Source organism: Kitasatospora sp. NPDC057518 (assembly GCF_042802075.1).
Classification (GTDB): domain Bacteria; phylum Actinomycetota; class Actinomycetes; order Streptomycetales; family Streptomycetaceae; genus Kitasatospora.
Genome location: NZ_JBHVEU010000201.1, coordinates 1 through 15,550, shown reverse-complemented (window position 1 = coordinate 15,550; position 15,550 = coordinate 1). Strand labels below are relative to the sequence as shown.

The following is a 15,550-nucleotide window of genomic DNA, read 5'->3' as shown; positions in this document are numbered from 1 at the left end:
GCCGCACCCCACCCGGGGCGCGGCGGCCTCGTCGCGTTCCCGGCCGGAGCCCCGGATCCCGACCCCTCGGCTCCCGGCCCCTCGGCCCCCGGATCCCGGCCACCCCGGTGGAACGGGCCGGTCAGGACGGCCGGGGCGGGAGCGGCAGCGGAACGGCCGGCAGCCCGTCGATGCTGCTGCCGACCAGCGGCTTGCGCTCGCAGTAGGCGCCGAACTCCTCCTCGTCCTTCCGGTCGAAGTACTGGGCGTGCAGGTCGCGGTCGGCCCGGTAGTCCATGAACGGCACCGCGTACCCGCAGGAGTCGCTGACCCGCTCCGCCCGGACCAGCACGATCGCCCGCAGCCCGGATCCGTCGGCGGACGGGTCGAAGTGGCCGAGCAGTTCGGCGAACCGCGGGTCGTCCCGGAACACCGGCTCCCCGCGCCCGTGCACCCGCACCACGGTCGGCGGGCCCTCGAAGGCGCACCACATCAGGGTGATCCGGCCGTTCTCCCGCAGATGGGCGACGGTCTCGGCCTGCGAGCCGCCGACATCCAGGTAGGCGAGGGTGAGTTCGTCGATCACCGCGAGCGTCCCGGACCGGCCCTTGGGCGAGAGGTTGACGTGCCCGTCGGCGGCCAGCGGGGCGGTGGCCACGAAGTAGACCGGCTGGCGCTCGATGAACCGGCGCAGCCGACCGTCGATGGCTTCGTACTGCTTTCCCATGCCCGCCAGTCTGCCCCCATCTCGGCTGGCAAGAAACCGGATTCCGCTTCCTGAGACGCCCCGCACCGCCCGGGCCCTCCCGGGGGCCGGGCGGTGCCGCCTACGATGGCCCGTGCGCGTGTCACCCGCCGGACCGAGCTGGGGAGTTGCGATGATCCGGAACACCCCTCCCGGGACGGTCCTCGGCGCGCCGGCCGCGCCGCTGCGCGGGTACGTGCTCGGCTACCGGGGCTACCGGCTGGCGCTGCGGCAGCCGCTCCGACGGCTGGAGGTGCCGACGGACGTGGTCACCGTGGCGCTCGCCTTCGAGGGCACCATGAGCCTCACCGACGCCGTCTCCCCCGCGGCCGCGGCCTCCTTCGGCTCGGTCGCCGCCGGGCTGCGCCGCACCGCGACGGTCGCCGAACACGCGGGCGCGCTGCACGGGTTGGCCGTCTCGCTCACCCCGCAGGGCGCGTTCCGGGCGTTCGGGCCGCTGGCCGGCGAGCTCGGCGGGCACTGGGCCGAGGCCGGGGACGTCCTGGGCCCGCGGCTGCGGGCGCTGACCGACCGGCTGGCCCACGCGCCGAGCTGGCCGGCCCGGTTCGCCATGCTGGACGGGTACTTCGGCGCGCTGTTCGCGTACGGGCCGGACTGGGACCCGTCCGTGCACTGGGTCTGGCGGCAACTGCGGCACTCGCACGGGCTGGTGCCGATCGGCACCCTGGTCGAGGGCACCGGGTGGAGCCGCCGCCGACTGGAGCTGCGCTTCCGCGAGCACCTCGGGCTGGCCCCCAAGCAGGCGGCCGGCATCCTCCGGCTCCAGCGCACCCTCAACGCCCTGACCGCGCACGAGGACCACCCCTCCGAGGACCACCGCTCCGGGCACCGGCCCACCGGCGCCGACCTGGCCACGCGCTGCGGCTACTACGACCAGTCCCACCTCGACCGGACCTTCCGCGCCATGGTCGGCTGCTCGCCGCGCGCGTTCCTGGCCGCCCGGCGCACCGCCGCCGCCCTGCCCGGGCCCGCCGAGCGGGTCACCGACCGGGTCAGCGGGCGGGTGACCAGCACCGTCCTGGACCCAGGGGGTTCCGGGAGCTGAGGCGTGCGCATTCGTACAAGACGCACCGCTGCCCCACCCGGCACGCTCGAAGGGCCCGGCCGGTACGGGGGGCCGGCCGGTCACCGGAGCGGGCGGGGCGGGGCGGAAATGGGGCGAGGCGGGCCGGGCGGGGTGTCAGCCGGTCAGTGCTTCAGGTACACGCTGTCCATGAATTCGATGATCTGCTGATCGGTCAGCCGCTGGCCTTCGCGGTGGCCCATCGCCAGGTCGGCCTCGCTGATCATGCCCACCAGCCGGTCCCCGTCGATCACCGGGATGCGCCGGATCTGGTGCTGCTCCATCTTGCGCAGCACCGTCTCCATGCTGTCCTCGGCGCGTACGCAGTGCAGGTGGCCGCCCAGTTCGATGGCCGTCATCGTGGCCGGGTCCTTGCCCTCCGCGATACATCGCAGCACGATGTCGCGGTCGGTGATGATGCCCTTGAGCTTCTGGTCGTCGCCGCAGATCGGCAGCGCGCCCACGTGCTTGTCGCGCATCATCCGCGCGGCCTCGGCGAGCGTCTGGTGGGCGCCGATGCACTGGGCACCGGTGTGCATGATGTCTCGGGCTTTGGTCACGGGGACTCCTTCGTCGGTGGTTCCCCCCGCCGGATCCCCCCGCATCCCCCCGGCGGTGCTCCCGGGCTCCCGCCGTCGGGGCGGAAGGGGGCTGTGACCGCGCCCTCACCATAAGCAACCCCGCCTCCGCCCGCGACCCCGCGCAGCCAGAGCGGGCGAGTCCGCGCGACCTTCGAGGCGGGGCCCGGGGCGCGGCCGCAGAGTGGAGGAGAGCAAGACCGGCCCGGCCACCGGCCCGGCCACCCGCACCTCCCGAGGAGTGAGCGAGCCATGGACACCACCGAGACCCCCGCCCCGCAGGTCTGGCCCAACCTGCGCGCCACCGACGCCCGGGCCCTGATCCGCTTCCTGGTCGACGCCTTCGGCTTCCAGGAGGTCGTCGCCTACGGCGAGGGCGAGTTCGTCGCGCACGCCGAACTCGCCTGGCCCGAGGGCGGCGGCGTGATGCTCGGCTCCGACCGTCCGACACCCGAGGACGCCGAACCGTGGCCGGGCCGGCCGGGCGGCTTCACCGCGTACGTGGTCACCGCCGACCCGGACGGCGTGCACGCCCGCGCGGTGGCCGCCGGGGCCCGGATCATCACCGGGCTGTACGAGACCGACTACGGCTCGCGCGACTTCGCCGCCGCCGACCCGGAGGGCAACCGCTGGTACTTCGGCACCTACCCGGGCGCGCCCCGGCCGGCCGTCCGCCCACGGGGGTGAGGCGGTCCGCGGTCACGGACGGCCCGGAGCGGCGGCGCCGAGGCGGTGGCCGCCGGACCGGGGCAGACTGACAGCGGGGCCACCCCACCGGAGGCATCGGAGGCGGACCGTGCCGCAGATGACGGTGGACGGGCACACCCTCGCCCTCTCCCACCTCGACAAGGTGTACTACCCGCGCACCGGCACGCCCAAGGGCGAGGTGCTGCGCTACTACGCCGCCGTGCATGCCGCGCTGCTCCCGCACCTGCGCGACCGTCCGGTCTCCTTCCTCCGCTGCCCGGACGGCGTCGAGGCGGAGGTGTTCGTCGCCAAGAACCCGCCGCCCGGCACCCCGGAGTGGGTGCGCACGGTCGACGTGCCGAGCAACACCGGCGAGCTGCGCCAGGTGGTGCTGGAGAGCGGCGCGGCGCTGCTGGCGGTCGCCAACCTGGGCTGCCTGGAACTGCACGTCCCGCAGTGGCACGCGGCCCGACCCGCCCTCGCCGACCGGCTGGTGCTGGACCTGGACCCCGGCGAGGGCGCCGACGTGCTCACCTGCCGCACGGTCGCGCTGCTGCTGCGCGAGCGGCTCGCGGCGGACGGCCTGGCGGCCTGGGTGAAGACCTCCGGCTCCAAGGGCCTGCACCTGCTGGTCCCGATCGAGCCCGCGCCGAGCGCCCGGGTCTCCGGGTACGCGAAGGCGCTGGCCGCCGCCCTGGAGGCCGAGCACCCGGAGCTGGTGGTGCACACCATGGCCAAGGCCCGCCGCCGGGGCCGGGTGCTGGTCGACTGGTCGCAGAACAACGCCAAGAAGACCACCGCCGCGCCGTACACCCTGCGGGCCAGGCCGCTGCCGACCGTCTCCACCCCGCTGGCCTGGGCGGAGCTGGAACGGGCCGCCGACGAGCGGGACCTGGTCTTCACCCTCGCCGAGGTGCCCGACCGGCTGGCCGCCCACGGCGACCTGCTCGCCCCGCTGCTGGACCCGGAGCGGGCCCGGCCGCTGCCCGGCGCACCGGCGGCGCCACCGCCGACGGGGTCACCACCGACCAGGCGGGCGGAAGGAGCGCGGCCGGCCCAGGTGCTGCACCCGCCCGTCGAGGTGATGCGCCCGACCGCCGTGGCCGCCGTCCCGCCCGCCGACGGCCTGGGCGGCGGGGGCGTGCAGTACGAGCTGAAGCTGGACGGCTTCCGCTGCGTCGCCTTCGCCCGGGGCGGGCGGCCCGCGTGCCTCCAGTCCCGCGGCGGCCGCGACCTCGCCCCCGAGTTCCCCCCGATCGCCGCCGCCGTCGCCCGGCTGCCGGAGGGCCTGGTGCTGGACGCCGAGCTGGTCGCCTGGCGCGACGGCCGGTTCGCCTTCGGCGAGTTGCTGCGCACCCGCCGGGCCCGCGCCGCCGCCACCGGGGTCGCGCTCGGCCTGATCGCCTTCGACCTGCTGGCGCTGCCCGGCCGCGACGTACGCGCCCTGCCGCTCACCGACCGCCGCCGGCTGCTGCTCGCCGCCCTCGCCGACGTCCCACCGCCGATCCGGCCGGTCATGGCCACCACCGACCGGGCGGAGGCGCTGGAGTGGACGGAGCGGCTCGCCGACACCGGGGTGGAGGGACTGGTCTGCAAGGCCGCGGCGGCCCCGTACCGCCCGCGCGGCGCGGGCCGGGTCTGGGTCAAGTACCGCCGCGGCGACACCCTCGACGCCACCGTCCGCGCCGTCACCGGCCCGGCCGCCCACCCGCACGCGCTGATCCTCCAGCTGGACGACGGCCGGGTGTTCCTGACCACCCCGAGGCTCACCCCGGTCCAGTCCCGCGAGGTCGCCGAGCTCGCCCGCCCCCTGCTCGGCCCGCCCGCCACCGACCCGGACCACGGCCCGGTCCACCCGCTGACCGCCCCGCTCCGCGCCGAGTTCACCCTCACCGGCCGCCCGCCGTCCGCCACCTTCCTCCGCCTCCGCGGCGACTGACCCCGCCCTCGCTCCCCTTGCTCACCGCCTCCGTTTCGCCGCCGCGTGGGCGAACTCCGTCACGAAGGCGTCGTCGAACAGCGGCAGGTCGCCCGGCTTGCGGCTGGTGACGAGCGGGCCGGGGCCGTCGTGGCAGACGTGGACCGGCTCGTCCACCCAGTGGGCGCCGGCGTTGACCAGGTCGGTGCGCAGGCTGGGCCAGGAGGTGAGGGTGCGGCCGCGGACGGCGTCGGCCTCGATGAGCGTCCAGGCCGCGTGGCAGATCGCCGCGACCGGACGGCCGGCGGCGCAGTAGGCGTGCACGAAGGCGACCGCCGGGCGGTCCAGGCGCAGCCGGTCGGGGTTGGCGACGCCGCCGGGGAGGACCAGCCCGTCGTAGGCCGCCGCGTCGGCCTCGGCGACCAGGGCGTCCACGGCGAAGGTGTCGCCCTCGGCGTGGTGGCGGACGGTGCGGACCCGGCCCTCGGCGGTGGACAGCAGCCGCGGGGTGCCGCCGGACTCGGCGACGGCCTGCCAGGGGTCGGTCAGTTCGACCTGTTCGGCCCCGTACGGCGCGACCAGGAAGGCGATCACGCGTCCGGTGAGCGTGGTGGACGGCCAGCCCATGGCGTGGTCGCTCAGCGCGGGTGCGGGGCGGTCAGGTCGACGGCCGCGGGCGGGGCGGAGCTGAGCCTGGCGCGCGGGCAGTCGAGGTGGACGGCGCGGTCGAGGTGGTCGAGCCGGGCGACCAGCCCGGCCGGGACGAGCACCCGGGTGCCGGGCACCCAGGGTTCGGCGTCGACCAGCAGGTGGTCCCCGGCGTCCTGTTCGACCCGGCCGACCGGGCCGTCGGTGGCGAGCACCTCGTACCCGACCAGCGTGAGGTCGGCGGCGGGATGGGAGCCCGGGCGGTACTCCCACAGGTCGGTGGTCATGGTGTCACGCCTCCGGACGGTCCCAGGGCCGCCGTTCGCGGCGCTCCCGGCGCTCCCGGACCTCCGCCGGGTCCACCGCTTCGGTGCCGCCGCGGCCGGCGCGGCGGCGGCGCAGCAGCTCGGAGGCGGCGAACGCGGCCGCCACGGTGGCCGCCCAGACCACGCCGAGCGCGACCAGTACGGCGGTGGCCGGGGTCCGCAGGCCGACGCCGAGGCAGATCATCGTCATCACCAGCGCGGTCAGCACGACCCCCGCCGAGAACCTGCGCCCGATGCCGCGGAGCACGCCCCGGACCCGGCTCGGCGGCTCGGCGCCCATGGTGCTCAGCTTCCGGTCGAGCCGTGTGTCCTGGCGCAGATCGGACTCGATCTCCTCGAGGAGCCGCCGCTCCCATCCGCTCAACGCGGGTCCGTCCATCTCGGTCACCTCCGACACTTCGGGTGACGTGCTCGCACCCGGGCGGTTGCCCGGTACGGGCTCGCGCTAACCGTTCCGGGCACCGCCTGTTCCGGCGCCGACGGGCCCGAACGCCCGGGGGCGGGCGAGCAGGCTGTCGTCCAGGACGCTCAACAGGGCGGCGGCGTCGCGGTGGACCTCGGCCGCGCCCGCCGCCCGCAGCTCGGGGCCGGTGTCCCGGCCGGCCGCCAGGGCGACGCACGGCACCCCGGCCCGCCGCGCCGCCCGGACCTCGCGCACACTCCCGGCGACGGCCACGGCGTGCGAGGGCCTGCCGTCCACCAGGTCCAGCGCGGCCCGCACCGGGTCGCCCCCGGGGTCGGCCACGGCCAGAGCCGGAGCCCCGGCCGGCCCGGGGCCGGTCAGCACGACCGTCCAGCCCCGTACCGCGCACTCGCGCAGCAACTCGGCACCGCCGGGCAGCGCGGGCTGCCACCAGTCGGTACCGAAGAGAGCCGCCGAGACCACCGTCATGACCACCGCTTCCGTTCGCGGGCGACGCACCGAACGCTCTCCTCCAGGTTAGGTCGCTCCCCCGCCGCGCGCGCAGCCTGCGCCCCGTGGATCCGCGGCGGGGGGCCGTGGCAAGGAGCCACGGCGGGGGGCCGCGCGGCCGTCGGTTCGCGCCGCCCGGACCGCCGCTCCGCGCGTGCGCCGGCGCTCCGGAGCGCCGGCCGGGGCCGGGGCGGGGACGACGGCCGCGCGCCGGGGCCCGTCGTGCGGTGCGGTCCGCGAAAAGCCGCTGGTCCGGGGTGGGCCGCAGGCCCTAGGGTGTCGCCCCGTCACATTGGTCCAGTCCAGGAGTCCGTCCCCGATGCCTTCGCCCGCCCTGTACCGCTCGCCCAGACCCAGCTCCACCGCCGCCACCGTCCTGCTCGCCGTGTGCGGCACCGCGACCCTCGCCTCGCTCGCCGCGGGCTTCCGCCTGTACGGGGAGGCGGGGGAGTTCGCCGCCGACTCCGACCTGGCCGACGAGTCCGCGCTGACGGACGCGGCCCTGCTCTACGACAACGTCAGCCTGGTCCAGACGCTCACCCTGCTGGCCTCGGCGGTCGCCTTCATCACCTGGTTCCACCGGGTGCGGGTGAACGCGGAGGTCTTCGACCCGAGCGGGCACCGGTTCAAGCGCGGCTGGGCGATCGGCGGCTGGTTCACCCCCGTGGTCGCCCTCTGGTTCCCGTTCCGGATCACGGTCGACACCTGGACGGCCAGCGCCCGGCCGGACGCCTCCGGGGTGCGCCTGCCGCACCCCCAGCCGCTGGTCAACCTCTGGTGGGCCACCTTCTGGCTGGCCAACGCGACCGGCCGGTTCGGCGCCAACTACCTGAACTCGGCGAAGTACCCGGACGACTACCAGACCGCCCTCGGCTGGCTGCTGGTCTCCGACGTGCTGGAGGTGGTCGCCGCCGTCCTCGCCGTCCTGGTCGTCCAGCGGCTGACGGCCATGCAGGAGGAGCGCTTCGCCGAGTCCACCGCCCACGCGTACGCGGTCCGCGGCGGGACCGTCCGGGGCTGAGCCGTTCCGCCGGCCGCGGGCCCGCGGGCGGGCGCTCAGTCCGTGAACGGGTCCGAGGCCAGCCGGGCGTGCAGGTGCTCGTCCGTGTAGACGCCCCCGCCGTAGGTGTAGGAGGCGCGCAGGGTGCCCTCGTACGGGAAGGCGGCCCGCTCGGCGACCCGGCAGGAGGCCTCGTTGCCCACGGCGTGGTAGAGCTCGATCCGGCGGGCGCCGGCGTGCTCCACCGCCCAGCGGGTGACGGCGGTGGTGGCCCGGGTGGCCAGGCCCCGGCCGCGGGCCGCGGCGAGCAGCCAGTAGCCGACCATGGCCACGCCGTCGTCCCGGTTGCTCCACCCCAGGTAGGCGTTGCCGCAGAGGCTGCCGTCGGCGGCGTCGATCACGGCGAAGGAGGCCGCGCTGCCGTCGGCCCAGCCTGCCTCGCAGCGCTCCAGGTAGGCCTGCGGGTCGACCGGGCCGGTGGCGCTGAGCGGGTTCCAGCGGGCGACGGCAGGGTCCGCCGCGGCGGCGAGCAGGGCGGGCACGATTCCGCCGGACACGTCGAGGCCGGGCCCCCACGGGCGCAGCACGGCGTCGCCGAGGTCGAGGACGGTGGGGCGGAACAGCCGCTGGGCGGTGCCGGGATCGCTGATGGTCATCCCGTCTTCCTATCCCCCGCTCCCGGGGGCCCGCCAGCGAATATTCCGGTGCCCGACTTCGCCCGCCCGCTCCGCCCTCGTGGACGGAGCGGGCGGGCGGACGGGGCGCGGTCAGATCCGGGCCAGGTAGCCGTTCTCCACCAGCCAGAGCACGTTCAGCTTGGCCGGGCCGCCGGGCAGCAGGGTGGCGTCGAGCTGGTACTGGAGGCCCCAGCCGGGCTGGTTGAACCAGGGAGCGATCGGGCCGGCGTGCACCGTGAAGGCCTTGACCACCTTGTAGTCGTGGTAGTTGCAGGCGGCCGGCGGGGTGCCGTCCAGGCTCTGCGGCGGGAGCGCGCGGCTGGCGTAGGGCAGGCCCTCGGGGGCGAGGTAGGCGCCGTACTCGCTGCCGTAGCGGTCGATGTTCTGGTTCGGGTAGAGGGTGAGGTCGAACTCGATCGGGCTGCCGTCGGGCAGGGTGACGTAGCCGTCGGCCGGCGGGTATATCCAGCCGCCCTTGCCGCCGTTGCCGGCCGGGTCGTAGTACTTGGCCAGGAAGTCCTGCTCGCCCGCGCCGCCGGTGCGCTGGTAGCCGACGAGCTGGCGGCCGACCGGCCCGGCGGTCGGGAGGTCGGCCGGGCCGAGGCGGGCGTCGTCGTGGCGGAAGGCGGCGGAGCACTGGTCGGCGGGGGTGGCCGCCGGGGCCGCGACGGCGGCGGGGACGGTCACGGCGGTGAGGGCGGCGGCCGCGGCGAGCGGCGCGACGAGCAGGCGAAGGCGAAGGCGCACGGTGTCTCCGTCGAACGGGTCAGCGGTCGAAAAAGGAGCCACGGAGGAGCGTTCTGCTCACCCTCTGTGGCTGGTTCGACACCAGGCAATCGGATCATCTGATCATTCGTCAACATGATCCGTGCGACTGCGCGTTCGACTCAGCGGATTCGGCCAAAGCCGGGACACCGGGACCGCCCGTCCGCGAGGATGAGCGGTCCGGCGCGCCCGGGTCACTTCCCCGGGGCGACCCGCCCGAGCAGGTGGAGCAGCCGGTCGAGGGCGTCCTTGGAGTTCGGCTCGGTCAGGTTGGCCATCAGCCGGAACGCCGCCTTCAGCAGCGCCGGGTGGCCGAGCCCGGCCGCCCCGGCCGCGCCGCGCAGCTTCGGGCGGCCCAGCATGTCGGCGGCCAGGCGGCCGAGCGCGAAGTAGCCCGCGTAGGCGGAGCGCAGCGCCTGCGGGTAGGCACGCAGGGCGAGTTCGCGACCGCGGTCGGTGCGGCGGGCGAGGGCCTGGACGATGGTCTCGGCGGCGTAGCGGCCGGACTCCATCGCGTAGGCGATGCCCTCGCCGGTGCCCGGGCTGACCGTCCCGCCCGCGTCGCCGATCAGCAGCAGGCCGTCGGCGTAGTGGGGCGCGCGGTTGAGGCCCATCGGCAGGGCGGCGCCGCGGATCGGCTCGGTGACCGCGTCGGGGGTGTAGCCGTACTCCGGGGGCAGGCCGTCGCACCAGCGCCGCAGCACCTCCCGCCAGTCCGCCTCGGTCCCGGCGGTGTCCAGGACCCCGAGGCCGACGTTGGCGGTGCCGTCGCCCATGCCGAACACCCAGGCGTAGCCGGGCAACTGGCGCCGGGCCCGGTCGTCGGGGTCGCGCAGGTCGAGCCAGACCTCCAGGTAGCGGTCGTCGTGCCTCGGGGTGGTGAAGTACGTCCGGTAGGCGACGCCCATCGCGCGGTCGGTGCGGCGGTAGCGCCGCATCGCCACCGACAGCCGGGTGGAGTTGCCGTCGGCGGCGACCACGACCGGGGCCCGGTAGGCGACCGGCCGGCGCTCCTCGCCCAGCTTGGCGGTGACGCCGGTGATCCGGCCGGTCCGCTCGTCCAGCGTCGGGCCCGTCACATTGGCGCGTTCGACCACCCGGGCTCCGAGCGAGGCGGCCTTGCGGGCGAGCAGTTCGTCGAAGTCGGCGCGGCGCCGGACCAGTCCGTACCCGGGGTAGGCGGAGAGCTCGGGCCAGTCGAACTCCACCGAGCGGTGCCCGGAGATCAGCCGCAGGCCCCGGTTGTGCAGCCAGCCGGCCTCCTCGGAGACGTCGATGCCGAGGTCGGTCAACTGCTTGACGGCGCGCGGGGTGAGGCCGTCCCCGCAGACCTTCTCGCGCGGGAAGGCGGACTTCTCCAGCAGCAGGACGTCCAGTCCGGTCCAGGCGAGGTGGGCGGCGGCGGTGGAGCCGGCCGGTCCGGCGCCGACCACGATGACGTCGGCGCTCCCCCCGTCCTGGACGGCCTCCCCGCCACTGACGGTCTCCTCGGGCCGGACGGTCTGCTCTGGGCCGGGCATCGCACTCTCCCACGGGTCGGATCGGCTGTCCGCGCGACGGAGTCCTCGGACTGGGCGGTTCCGGACGGACGATAGAGAACCCCGGCGCCCGCCCGCCGCCCCGACACGCAGGCCGCCCCGCGAACCGGCCAATACCGGCCACCCCTGCCGTACGGGTCCACCCGCCACGCCGGGGGCCCGGACGCAACCGAGCCCCCGGCCCGCGAGCAGCAGCGGGACCAGGGGCTCTCCGTCGTTCCGCGGCGCGGACCCCTCGGGGGGGGATCAACGGCGGTCGCGCCGGGTTCGACGAGGGCCCCGACCACGGGGGCGGACCGGGGCCCTCATCCGGTACCACGGCCGGCACCGCCTCCCGGGTTCACCACCAGTCCCACTGATCCCATTGACACCACTGGCACCACTGGCACCACCCGACCCGGCCCCGGGAACGGCGGAAGCCCCTGACCGCACGGGGGAACGTGGCAGGGGCTTCCACTGTCGACTACGGCCGGCGGGCCCTCACGGGTTCAGCGCCAGCACCACGTACCCCGCCAGCACCGCCAGGTGCACCGCGCCCTGCAGCGGGGTCGCCCGGCGCGGGATGACGGTGAGGGTGAGCAGCACGATGGTCAGGCTCAGCAGCACCATGTGTGCCGGGTCGAGGCCGAGGACGAGCGGGCCGGAGAGCCAGGTGGAGGCGATCGCGACCGCCGGGATGGTCAGGCCGATGCTGGCGAGCGCCGAGCCGAGGGCGAGGTTGAGGCTGGTCTGCACCCGGTTGCGGACGGCCGCGCGCAGCGCCGCGATGGTCTCCGGCAGCAGCACCATCATGGCGATCACGACGCCGACCACGGCGTGCGGCAGCCCGGCGTCGTCCACCGCCTTCTCGATGGTCGGCGACACGCCCTTGGCCAGGCCCACCACCGCCACCAGGGCGACGGCGAGCAGCAGCAGGCTGATCCCGGCGGCCCGGAGGGTGGGCGGGGAGGCGTGCTCCTCCTCGGCCAGCACCCGGCCCTCGGGGGTGACGGGCAGGAAGTAGTCGCGGTGCCGGACGGTCTGGGTGGCCACGAACAGGCCGTAGACCACCAGCGAGGCGGTGGCCGCGAAGGTGAGCTGGGTGGTCGAGAACTGGGGGCCGGGCGAGCTGGTGGTGAAGGTCGGCAGTACCAGGCTGAGGGTCGCGAGGGTGGCGATGCAGGCCAGCGCGGCGCCGGTGCCCTCGGCGTTGAAGACGGCGGTCCGGTACTTGACGGCGGCGACCAGGATGGACAGTCCGAGGATGCCGTTGCAGGTGATCATCACGGCGGCGAAGACGGTGTCCCGGGCCAGGGTGGAGGACTTGTCCCCGCCGTCGGCCATCAGCGTCACGATCAGCGCGACCTCGATCACGGTGACCGCCACGGCGAGGACCAGTGACCCGAAGGGCTCCCCCGACCAGTGCGCGATCACCTCCGCGTGGTGCACGGCCGACAGCACGGCGCCCACCAGGAAGCAGGCGACCACCGCCACCACCCAGCCGGGGAGTTCCTTGTGCCAGGTCAGGGCGAGGACGAGGAACGACACCACCGGGACGACGACGGTCCATTGCGCGAGAGCCGCGCGGAGCTTCGTGATCATGCCGCCGAGGATCCCAGACCGGAGGTCCGTCACCCGGGTGCCCGCGCCGGATACATAGGGATGTGGCATAACTCATCCCAATTCGGCAGTCACCCACCGTAGCCATGAAGGTACTGAAGCACTTTGTCGACATGTCGCCGAAGCCGTTCCGGGACGCCCCCGGCGGTCGCCACGGTCTTGTCGCTGGTCCGGTAGGCCGCCGCGACCAGGGCGGGCAGGTCGTGGGTGAAGCCGTGGCGCTTTATCTGCTGGTCGAGCCAGCAGGCGTAGTTGCCCATCGCGGCGATCGCGTCGCCCGGGTCCCAGTACGACTTCGGACCGGCGTGGGTGGCGGCCTTGCCCCAGGCCTCGAAGACGGAGGGCGTCCACAGGGCGATGCCGTACTCGCCGGTCTCCGGGCGGGCGGCCTTCGGGTCGAAGCCGCTCTCGGCCTTCAGCATGGCGGCCAGCAGCACCGGGGTGACCTCCGGCTCGGGGCAGCGCCGCGCCGCGGTCTCGATCATGCCCCGATAGGCCACCGGGACGTCCGATCCGGCCGGGATCGCGCCGGGCGGCGGGGGCGCCGCGCGCTCAGCCGCGCCCGGACCGCCGGACTCCGGGCCACCGGCCAGGACGAGGACGGCGAGCCCGCAGGCGAGCAGGCCCGCGCCGGACCGGACGGCGGCCTGGACGGCGACCCGGACAGCGGCCCGACGGCCCCGGCCCGGAACGGCGGCGGCCCGGGCGACCAGGGCCGCCAGCCCGGCCGGCCCGGTCCGGGTCCGCTCCTCCCGCCCGGGGGCGAGGCAGGCGGCGACCACCGGCCGCCAGCGCACCGGCAGCGCCTCGTGCAGCCGCAGCGGCGCGGCGCCCCGCGCGTACGCCTGGGCGGCCAGCGAGCGGGCCCGGCTGGTGGCGCCGAGGAAGGGGTGCAGGCCGCCGGTGAGCACCTGGTGGGCGATCACCCCGAAGGCCCAGACGTCGGCACTCGGACGCACCGCGATGCCGCGGGCGCCGGTGCGCTCGGACCACCACTCGGGCGGGACGTGGTCGGGCGAGCCCAGCGGCGGGGCGTAGGCGTGGGTGCCCTCCAGCTCGGCGGTGAGGCCGAAGTCGGCGATCTTCGCGGTGCCGTCGGGCATCAGCAGGACATTGGCCGGTTTGAGGTCCCCGTGCACCCAGCCGACCCGGTGCATGTGGCTCAGCCCGGCGCAGACCTCGGCCAGGATCCGCTCGGCGCCGGGCACCGCCGCACCGGGGCGGGCCTCGCCCAGCAGGTCCTGGAGGCTGCCGGCGGCGCGTTCCATCACCAGGGCGACGGCACCGTCGAGCGCCGGGTGGTCCGGGTCCTCGACGGTGGCCACGGCGAGGGTGCGGATCAGGTGGGGGTGGTCGGCGCGGCGGCTGAAACGCTGTTCGCTGCGGGCCATCCGGGCCACGGTCCGGCGCTGGCCGGGGGCGAACCGGGCCGCGCCGAGGATCTTGACGGCGGCCTGGCTCCCGTCGGGGCCCTCGGCTGCGTACACACTGCCCCAGGCACCCGCGCCGAGGAAGGCGCCGAGGCGGTAGCCGGCGATCGGGTAGCCCTCCGGGACCGCGAAGGACGGGCCCCCGGACAGCCCGGGGTCGGAACCCGGCTCCGGCTCGGGCTCGGACCGCGGCGACGGCTCCGGCTCCGGCTCCGGCTCCGGCTCGGACCCCGGCGACGGCTCGGACGGGGCGCCGGGCGTCACGGCCGGGCGACCGCGCGCCGGGGCGGGAGCAGGGCCAGGTGCTCCTCCCGGACGAGGTCGAACTTCAGCGCCAGCGCCACCAGTTCCTCGCGCTTGCCGCCGGCCGGCCCTTCCTCGTACGGCTCGCGCAGCCGCAGCTTGGCCTCCACCAGGTAGTCGATGTGGTAGTTGACCGCCGAGCGGCTCAGCCCGCGGCAGCCGGGCAGGGCGCGCAGCCGGGCGAGCACCTCGGTCACCCCGGGGACGGCGGCGGCGGAGGGCGAGCGCAGCCGGGGCTCACAGAGCGCGAGCAGGACCAGGAAGTACTTGGCGGTCGGGTCCAGGGCGAACGGGCTGACGGTGTGCTCGCCGTCGGCGCCGCCGGGCCGCCCGTCGAGGTAGGCGTGCTGCGGGGCGAAGACCTTGAAGGCCGCGGGCTCGCCGAGCGCGGGCAGCAGCACCCGGGAGAGCTCGAACGGGACGGGGGCGCCGAGCCGGCCGGGCGCGACCTTGACGTGCTCCCCCGCGCCCTCCAGGTTCTCCACCACGTAGGTGGCCGAGGTGCTGAAGTTGGACAGCCGCCAGTAGTCCTCGGCCGCGACCACCTCCCCCGCCCGGCGGGAGACGCCCTGGTCGGGCAGTGGGATGGGGACCGGTCGGCCGGGCTCCCCGCGCCCGAACACCGCGCTCTCGCCCGGGCCCATCCGCAGCAGGCCGGGGGCCCCACCGGGCCTCATCCCGGGCCCGGGGCCGGGCAGTTGGACGATGACCGTGTCCACGCGGCACCTCCGTGGGATCGGGTCGATACCTCCGTGGGATGGGGTCGATGGTATCCGTCCTATTCGCCCCAGGGGCAAGCCCGCCACCCGGACGGGTGAGGAACCGCCCTTTTCCGCCCATGAACTGATCATCCGTCAGGACTGGAGTTGTCCGTGTTCTGAACAGATGAGGAATGGTTGCAGGATGTAGTTGAACGGTCACCATGAGTGTGACGCAACGCACACACAACACGTTCACGATGTGTGCAAGACTCATCTCAAGGAGTGAGATTCCCTTAATTTCCAAGGAGGTTCGTATCATGCGCGCTCGGATCGCAGCTGTGGTGATGGCGGCGGCAGGGATCGCCGGCCTGACGGCGGCCCCGGCCATAGCGGCCACCGCGACGTCCGACACCGACACCGCGCTCTGCGCCACGGTGCTCAACCAGCCCTGCATCTCGCACCAGGCCGACGGCGCCGGCATCGTCGGCGTCGCCCAGGTCAGCGCGGACCCGGGCCAGTTGACGCTGGTTCGGGTCGAGGTCCGCACCCAGGCCGCCTGGGGCAGCCCCTGGGAGGCGGTCGCCTCCGCGACCACCGTCCGGTTCGGCTCCGCCAAGGCGGTCACCCCGCGGGTGACCGCCGGCGCCCCCCGCATGATC

17 protein-coding genes and 1 pseudogene are annotated in these 15,550 nt (G+C 75.4%); 6 read left to right on the top strand and 12 right to left on the bottom strand.

What is annotated here, in order from left to right; genetic code table 11:
* Positions 1-121 precede the first annotated feature (121 nt).
* A complete protein-coding gene (locus ACFU7Z_RS21235) occupies positions 122-706 on the bottom strand; it encodes a pyridoxamine 5'-phosphate oxidase family protein (protein ID WP_380778859.1) in 585 nt (194 codons plus the stop codon).
* Positions 707-857: 151 nt separating this feature from the next.
* Here ACFU7Z_RS21235 and ACFU7Z_RS21230 point away from each other — a divergent pair, with 151 nt between their 5' ends.
* On the top strand, positions 858-1,790 hold the full coding sequence (locus tag ACFU7Z_RS21230) for a helix-turn-helix domain-containing protein (protein ID WP_380778857.1): 933 nt from the start codon (positions 858-860) through the stop codon (positions 1,788-1,790).
* Positions 1,791-1,933: 143 nt separating this feature from the next.
* Here the strand turns inward: ACFU7Z_RS21230 and ACFU7Z_RS21225 are convergent, their stop codons facing one another.
* A complete protein-coding gene (locus ACFU7Z_RS21225; RefSeq protein ID WP_234348648.1) occupies positions 1,934-2,368 on the bottom strand; it encodes a CBS domain-containing protein in 435 nt (144 codons plus the stop codon).
* 270 nt (positions 2,369-2,638) lie between these two features.
* Here ACFU7Z_RS21225 and ACFU7Z_RS21220 point away from each other — a divergent pair, with 270 nt between their 5' ends.
* The 3 genes and pseudogenes from ACFU7Z_RS21220 (at position 2,639) to ACFU7Z_RS21210 (ending at position 5,012) form a co-directional block, all read left to right on the top strand.
* On the top strand, positions 2,639-3,073 hold the full coding sequence (locus ACFU7Z_RS21220) for a VOC family protein (protein WP_380778855.1): 435 nt from the start codon (positions 2,639-2,641) through the stop codon (positions 3,071-3,073).
* Between the two features lie 118 nt (positions 3,074-3,191).
* Positions 3,192-4,061, top strand: a pseudogene (ligD, locus tag ACFU7Z_RS21215) (non-homologous end-joining DNA ligase); the annotation flags it as partial.
* Between the two features lie 96 nt (positions 4,062-4,157).
* The gene (locus ACFU7Z_RS21210; protein ID WP_380778861.1) at positions 4,158-5,012 is read left to right on the top strand and encodes a DNA ligase; all 855 of its coding nucleotides are present in this window, start codon (positions 4,158-4,160) and stop codon (positions 5,010-5,012) included.
* Between the two features lie 21 nt (positions 5,013-5,033).
* On the opposite strand, the gene ACFU7Z_RS21205 is transcribed toward ACFU7Z_RS21210, so the two are convergent.
* The 4 genes from ACFU7Z_RS21205 to ACFU7Z_RS21190 all read right to left on the bottom strand — a co-directional run bounded on the left by ACFU7Z_RS21205 (position 5,034) and on the right by ACFU7Z_RS21190 (position 6,887).
* Entirely contained in the window at positions 5,034-5,618 is a 585-nt protein-coding gene (locus tag ACFU7Z_RS21205) for a type 1 glutamine amidotransferase domain-containing protein (RefSeq protein WP_380778853.1), read from the bottom strand.
* A gap of 11 nt (positions 5,619-5,629) precedes the next feature.
* A complete protein-coding gene (locus ACFU7Z_RS21200; RefSeq protein WP_049660555.1) occupies positions 5,630-5,926 on the bottom strand; it encodes a hypothetical protein in 297 nt (98 codons plus the stop codon).
* A 4-nt stretch (positions 5,927-5,930) separates the two neighbouring features.
* A complete protein-coding gene (locus ACFU7Z_RS21195; protein ID WP_143204670.1) occupies positions 5,931-6,344 on the bottom strand; it encodes a DUF3040 domain-containing protein in 414 nt (137 codons plus the stop codon).
* A gap of 66 nt (positions 6,345-6,410) precedes the next feature.
* Positions 6,411-6,887 carry a hypothetical protein gene (locus tag ACFU7Z_RS21190; protein WP_143204671.1) on the bottom strand — a complete coding sequence of 159 codons (477 nt, stop codon included), beginning with the start codon at positions 6,885-6,887 and terminating at the stop codon, positions 6,411-6,413.
* A gap of 310 nt (positions 6,888-7,197) precedes the next feature.
* On the opposite strand from ACFU7Z_RS21190, the gene ACFU7Z_RS21185 reads away from it, so the two are divergent.
* Positions 7,198-7,899 (top strand): DUF4328 domain-containing protein, encoded by a 702-nt coding sequence (locus ACFU7Z_RS21185; RefSeq protein ID WP_380778851.1) that lies wholly within the window; start codon positions 7,198-7,200, stop codon positions 7,897-7,899.
* A 35-nt stretch (positions 7,900-7,934) separates the two neighbouring features.
* Here ACFU7Z_RS21185 and ACFU7Z_RS21180 read toward each other — a convergent pair whose 3' ends face one another.
* From ACFU7Z_RS21180 to ACFU7Z_RS21155, 6 genes are all read right to left on the bottom strand, one after another.
* Entirely contained in the window at positions 7,935-8,534 is a 600-nt protein-coding gene (locus tag ACFU7Z_RS21180; RefSeq protein ID WP_053112412.1) for a GNAT family N-acetyltransferase, read from the bottom strand.
* 111 nt (positions 8,535-8,645) lie between these two features.
* On the bottom strand, positions 8,646-9,302 hold the full coding sequence (locus ACFU7Z_RS21175; RefSeq protein ID WP_074004920.1) for a TNT domain-containing protein: 657 nt from the start codon (positions 9,300-9,302) through the stop codon (positions 8,646-8,648).
* A 212-nt stretch (positions 9,303-9,514) separates the two neighbouring features.
* Positions 9,515-10,840: a geranylgeranyl reductase family protein gene (locus ACFU7Z_RS21170; protein ID WP_380778848.1), complete on the bottom strand. Its 1,326-nt coding sequence runs from the start codon at positions 10,838-10,840 to the stop codon at positions 9,515-9,517.
* 498 nt (positions 10,841-11,338) lie between these two features.
* Positions 11,339-12,439, bottom strand: a complete 1,101-nt coding sequence (locus ACFU7Z_RS21165; protein ID WP_074004922.1) for a calcium:proton antiporter — start codon at positions 12,437-12,439, stop codon at positions 11,339-11,341.
* A gap of 89 nt (positions 12,440-12,528) precedes the next feature.
* Entirely contained in the window at positions 12,529-14,151 is a 1,623-nt protein-coding gene (locus ACFU7Z_RS21160) for a serine/threonine-protein kinase (RefSeq protein WP_380778846.1), read from the bottom strand.
* Positions 14,148-14,909 (bottom strand): serine/threonine protein kinase, encoded by a 762-nt coding sequence (locus ACFU7Z_RS21155; protein ID WP_380778844.1) that lies wholly within the window; start codon positions 14,907-14,909, stop codon positions 14,148-14,150. The genes ACFU7Z_RS21160 and ACFU7Z_RS21155 overlap by 4 nt, the downstream gene beginning before the upstream one ends.
* Positions 14,910-15,208: 299 nt before the next feature.
* On the opposite strand from ACFU7Z_RS21155, the gene ACFU7Z_RS21150 reads away from it, so the two are divergent.
* Positions 15,209-15,550, top strand: a 342-nt coding sequence (locus ACFU7Z_RS21150; protein ID WP_380778842.1) for a hypothetical protein, incomplete at its 3' end; no start/stop codon positions are given.

Excerpts from the sequence above, each read along its gene's own strand:
- ACFU7Z_RS21235 (WP_380778859.1), bottom strand. The coding sequence starts at position 706 with ATGGGAAAGCAGTACGAAGCCATCGACGGTCGGCTGCGCCGGTTCATC.
- ACFU7Z_RS21230 (WP_380778857.1), top strand. The coding sequence starts at position 858 with ATGATCCGGAACACCCCTCCCGGGACGGTCCTCGGCGCGCCGGCCGCG.
- ACFU7Z_RS21220 (WP_380778855.1), top strand. The coding sequence starts at position 2,639 with ATGGACACCACCGAGACCCCCGCCCCGCAGGTCTGGCCCAACCTGCGC.
- ACFU7Z_RS21210 (WP_380778861.1), top strand. The coding sequence starts at position 4,158 with ATGCGCCCGACCGCCGTGGCCGCCGTCCCGCCCGCCGACGGCCTGGGC.
- ACFU7Z_RS21205 (WP_380778853.1), bottom strand. The coding sequence starts at position 5,618 with ATGGGCTGGCCGTCCACCACGCTCACCGGACGCGTGATCGCCTTCCTG.
- ACFU7Z_RS21200 (WP_049660555.1), bottom strand. The coding sequence starts at position 5,926 with ATGACCACCGACCTGTGGGAGTACCGCCCGGGCTCCCATCCCGCCGCC.
- ACFU7Z_RS21195 (WP_143204670.1), bottom strand. The coding sequence starts at position 6,344 with ATGGACGGACCCGCGTTGAGCGGATGGGAGCGGCGGCTCCTCGAGGAG.
- ACFU7Z_RS21185 (WP_380778851.1), top strand. The coding sequence starts at position 7,198 with ATGCCTTCGCCCGCCCTGTACCGCTCGCCCAGACCCAGCTCCACCGCC.
- ACFU7Z_RS21180 (WP_053112412.1), bottom strand. The coding sequence starts at position 8,534 with ATGACCATCAGCGATCCCGGCACCGCCCAGCGGCTGTTCCGCCCCACC.
- ACFU7Z_RS21170 (WP_380778848.1), bottom strand. The coding sequence starts at position 10,840 with ATGCCCGGCCCAGAGCAGACCGTCCGGCCCGAGGAGACCGTCAGTGGC.
- ACFU7Z_RS21165 (WP_074004922.1), bottom strand. The coding sequence starts at position 12,439 with ATGATCACGAAGCTCCGCGCGGCTCTCGCGCAATGGACCGTCGTCGTC.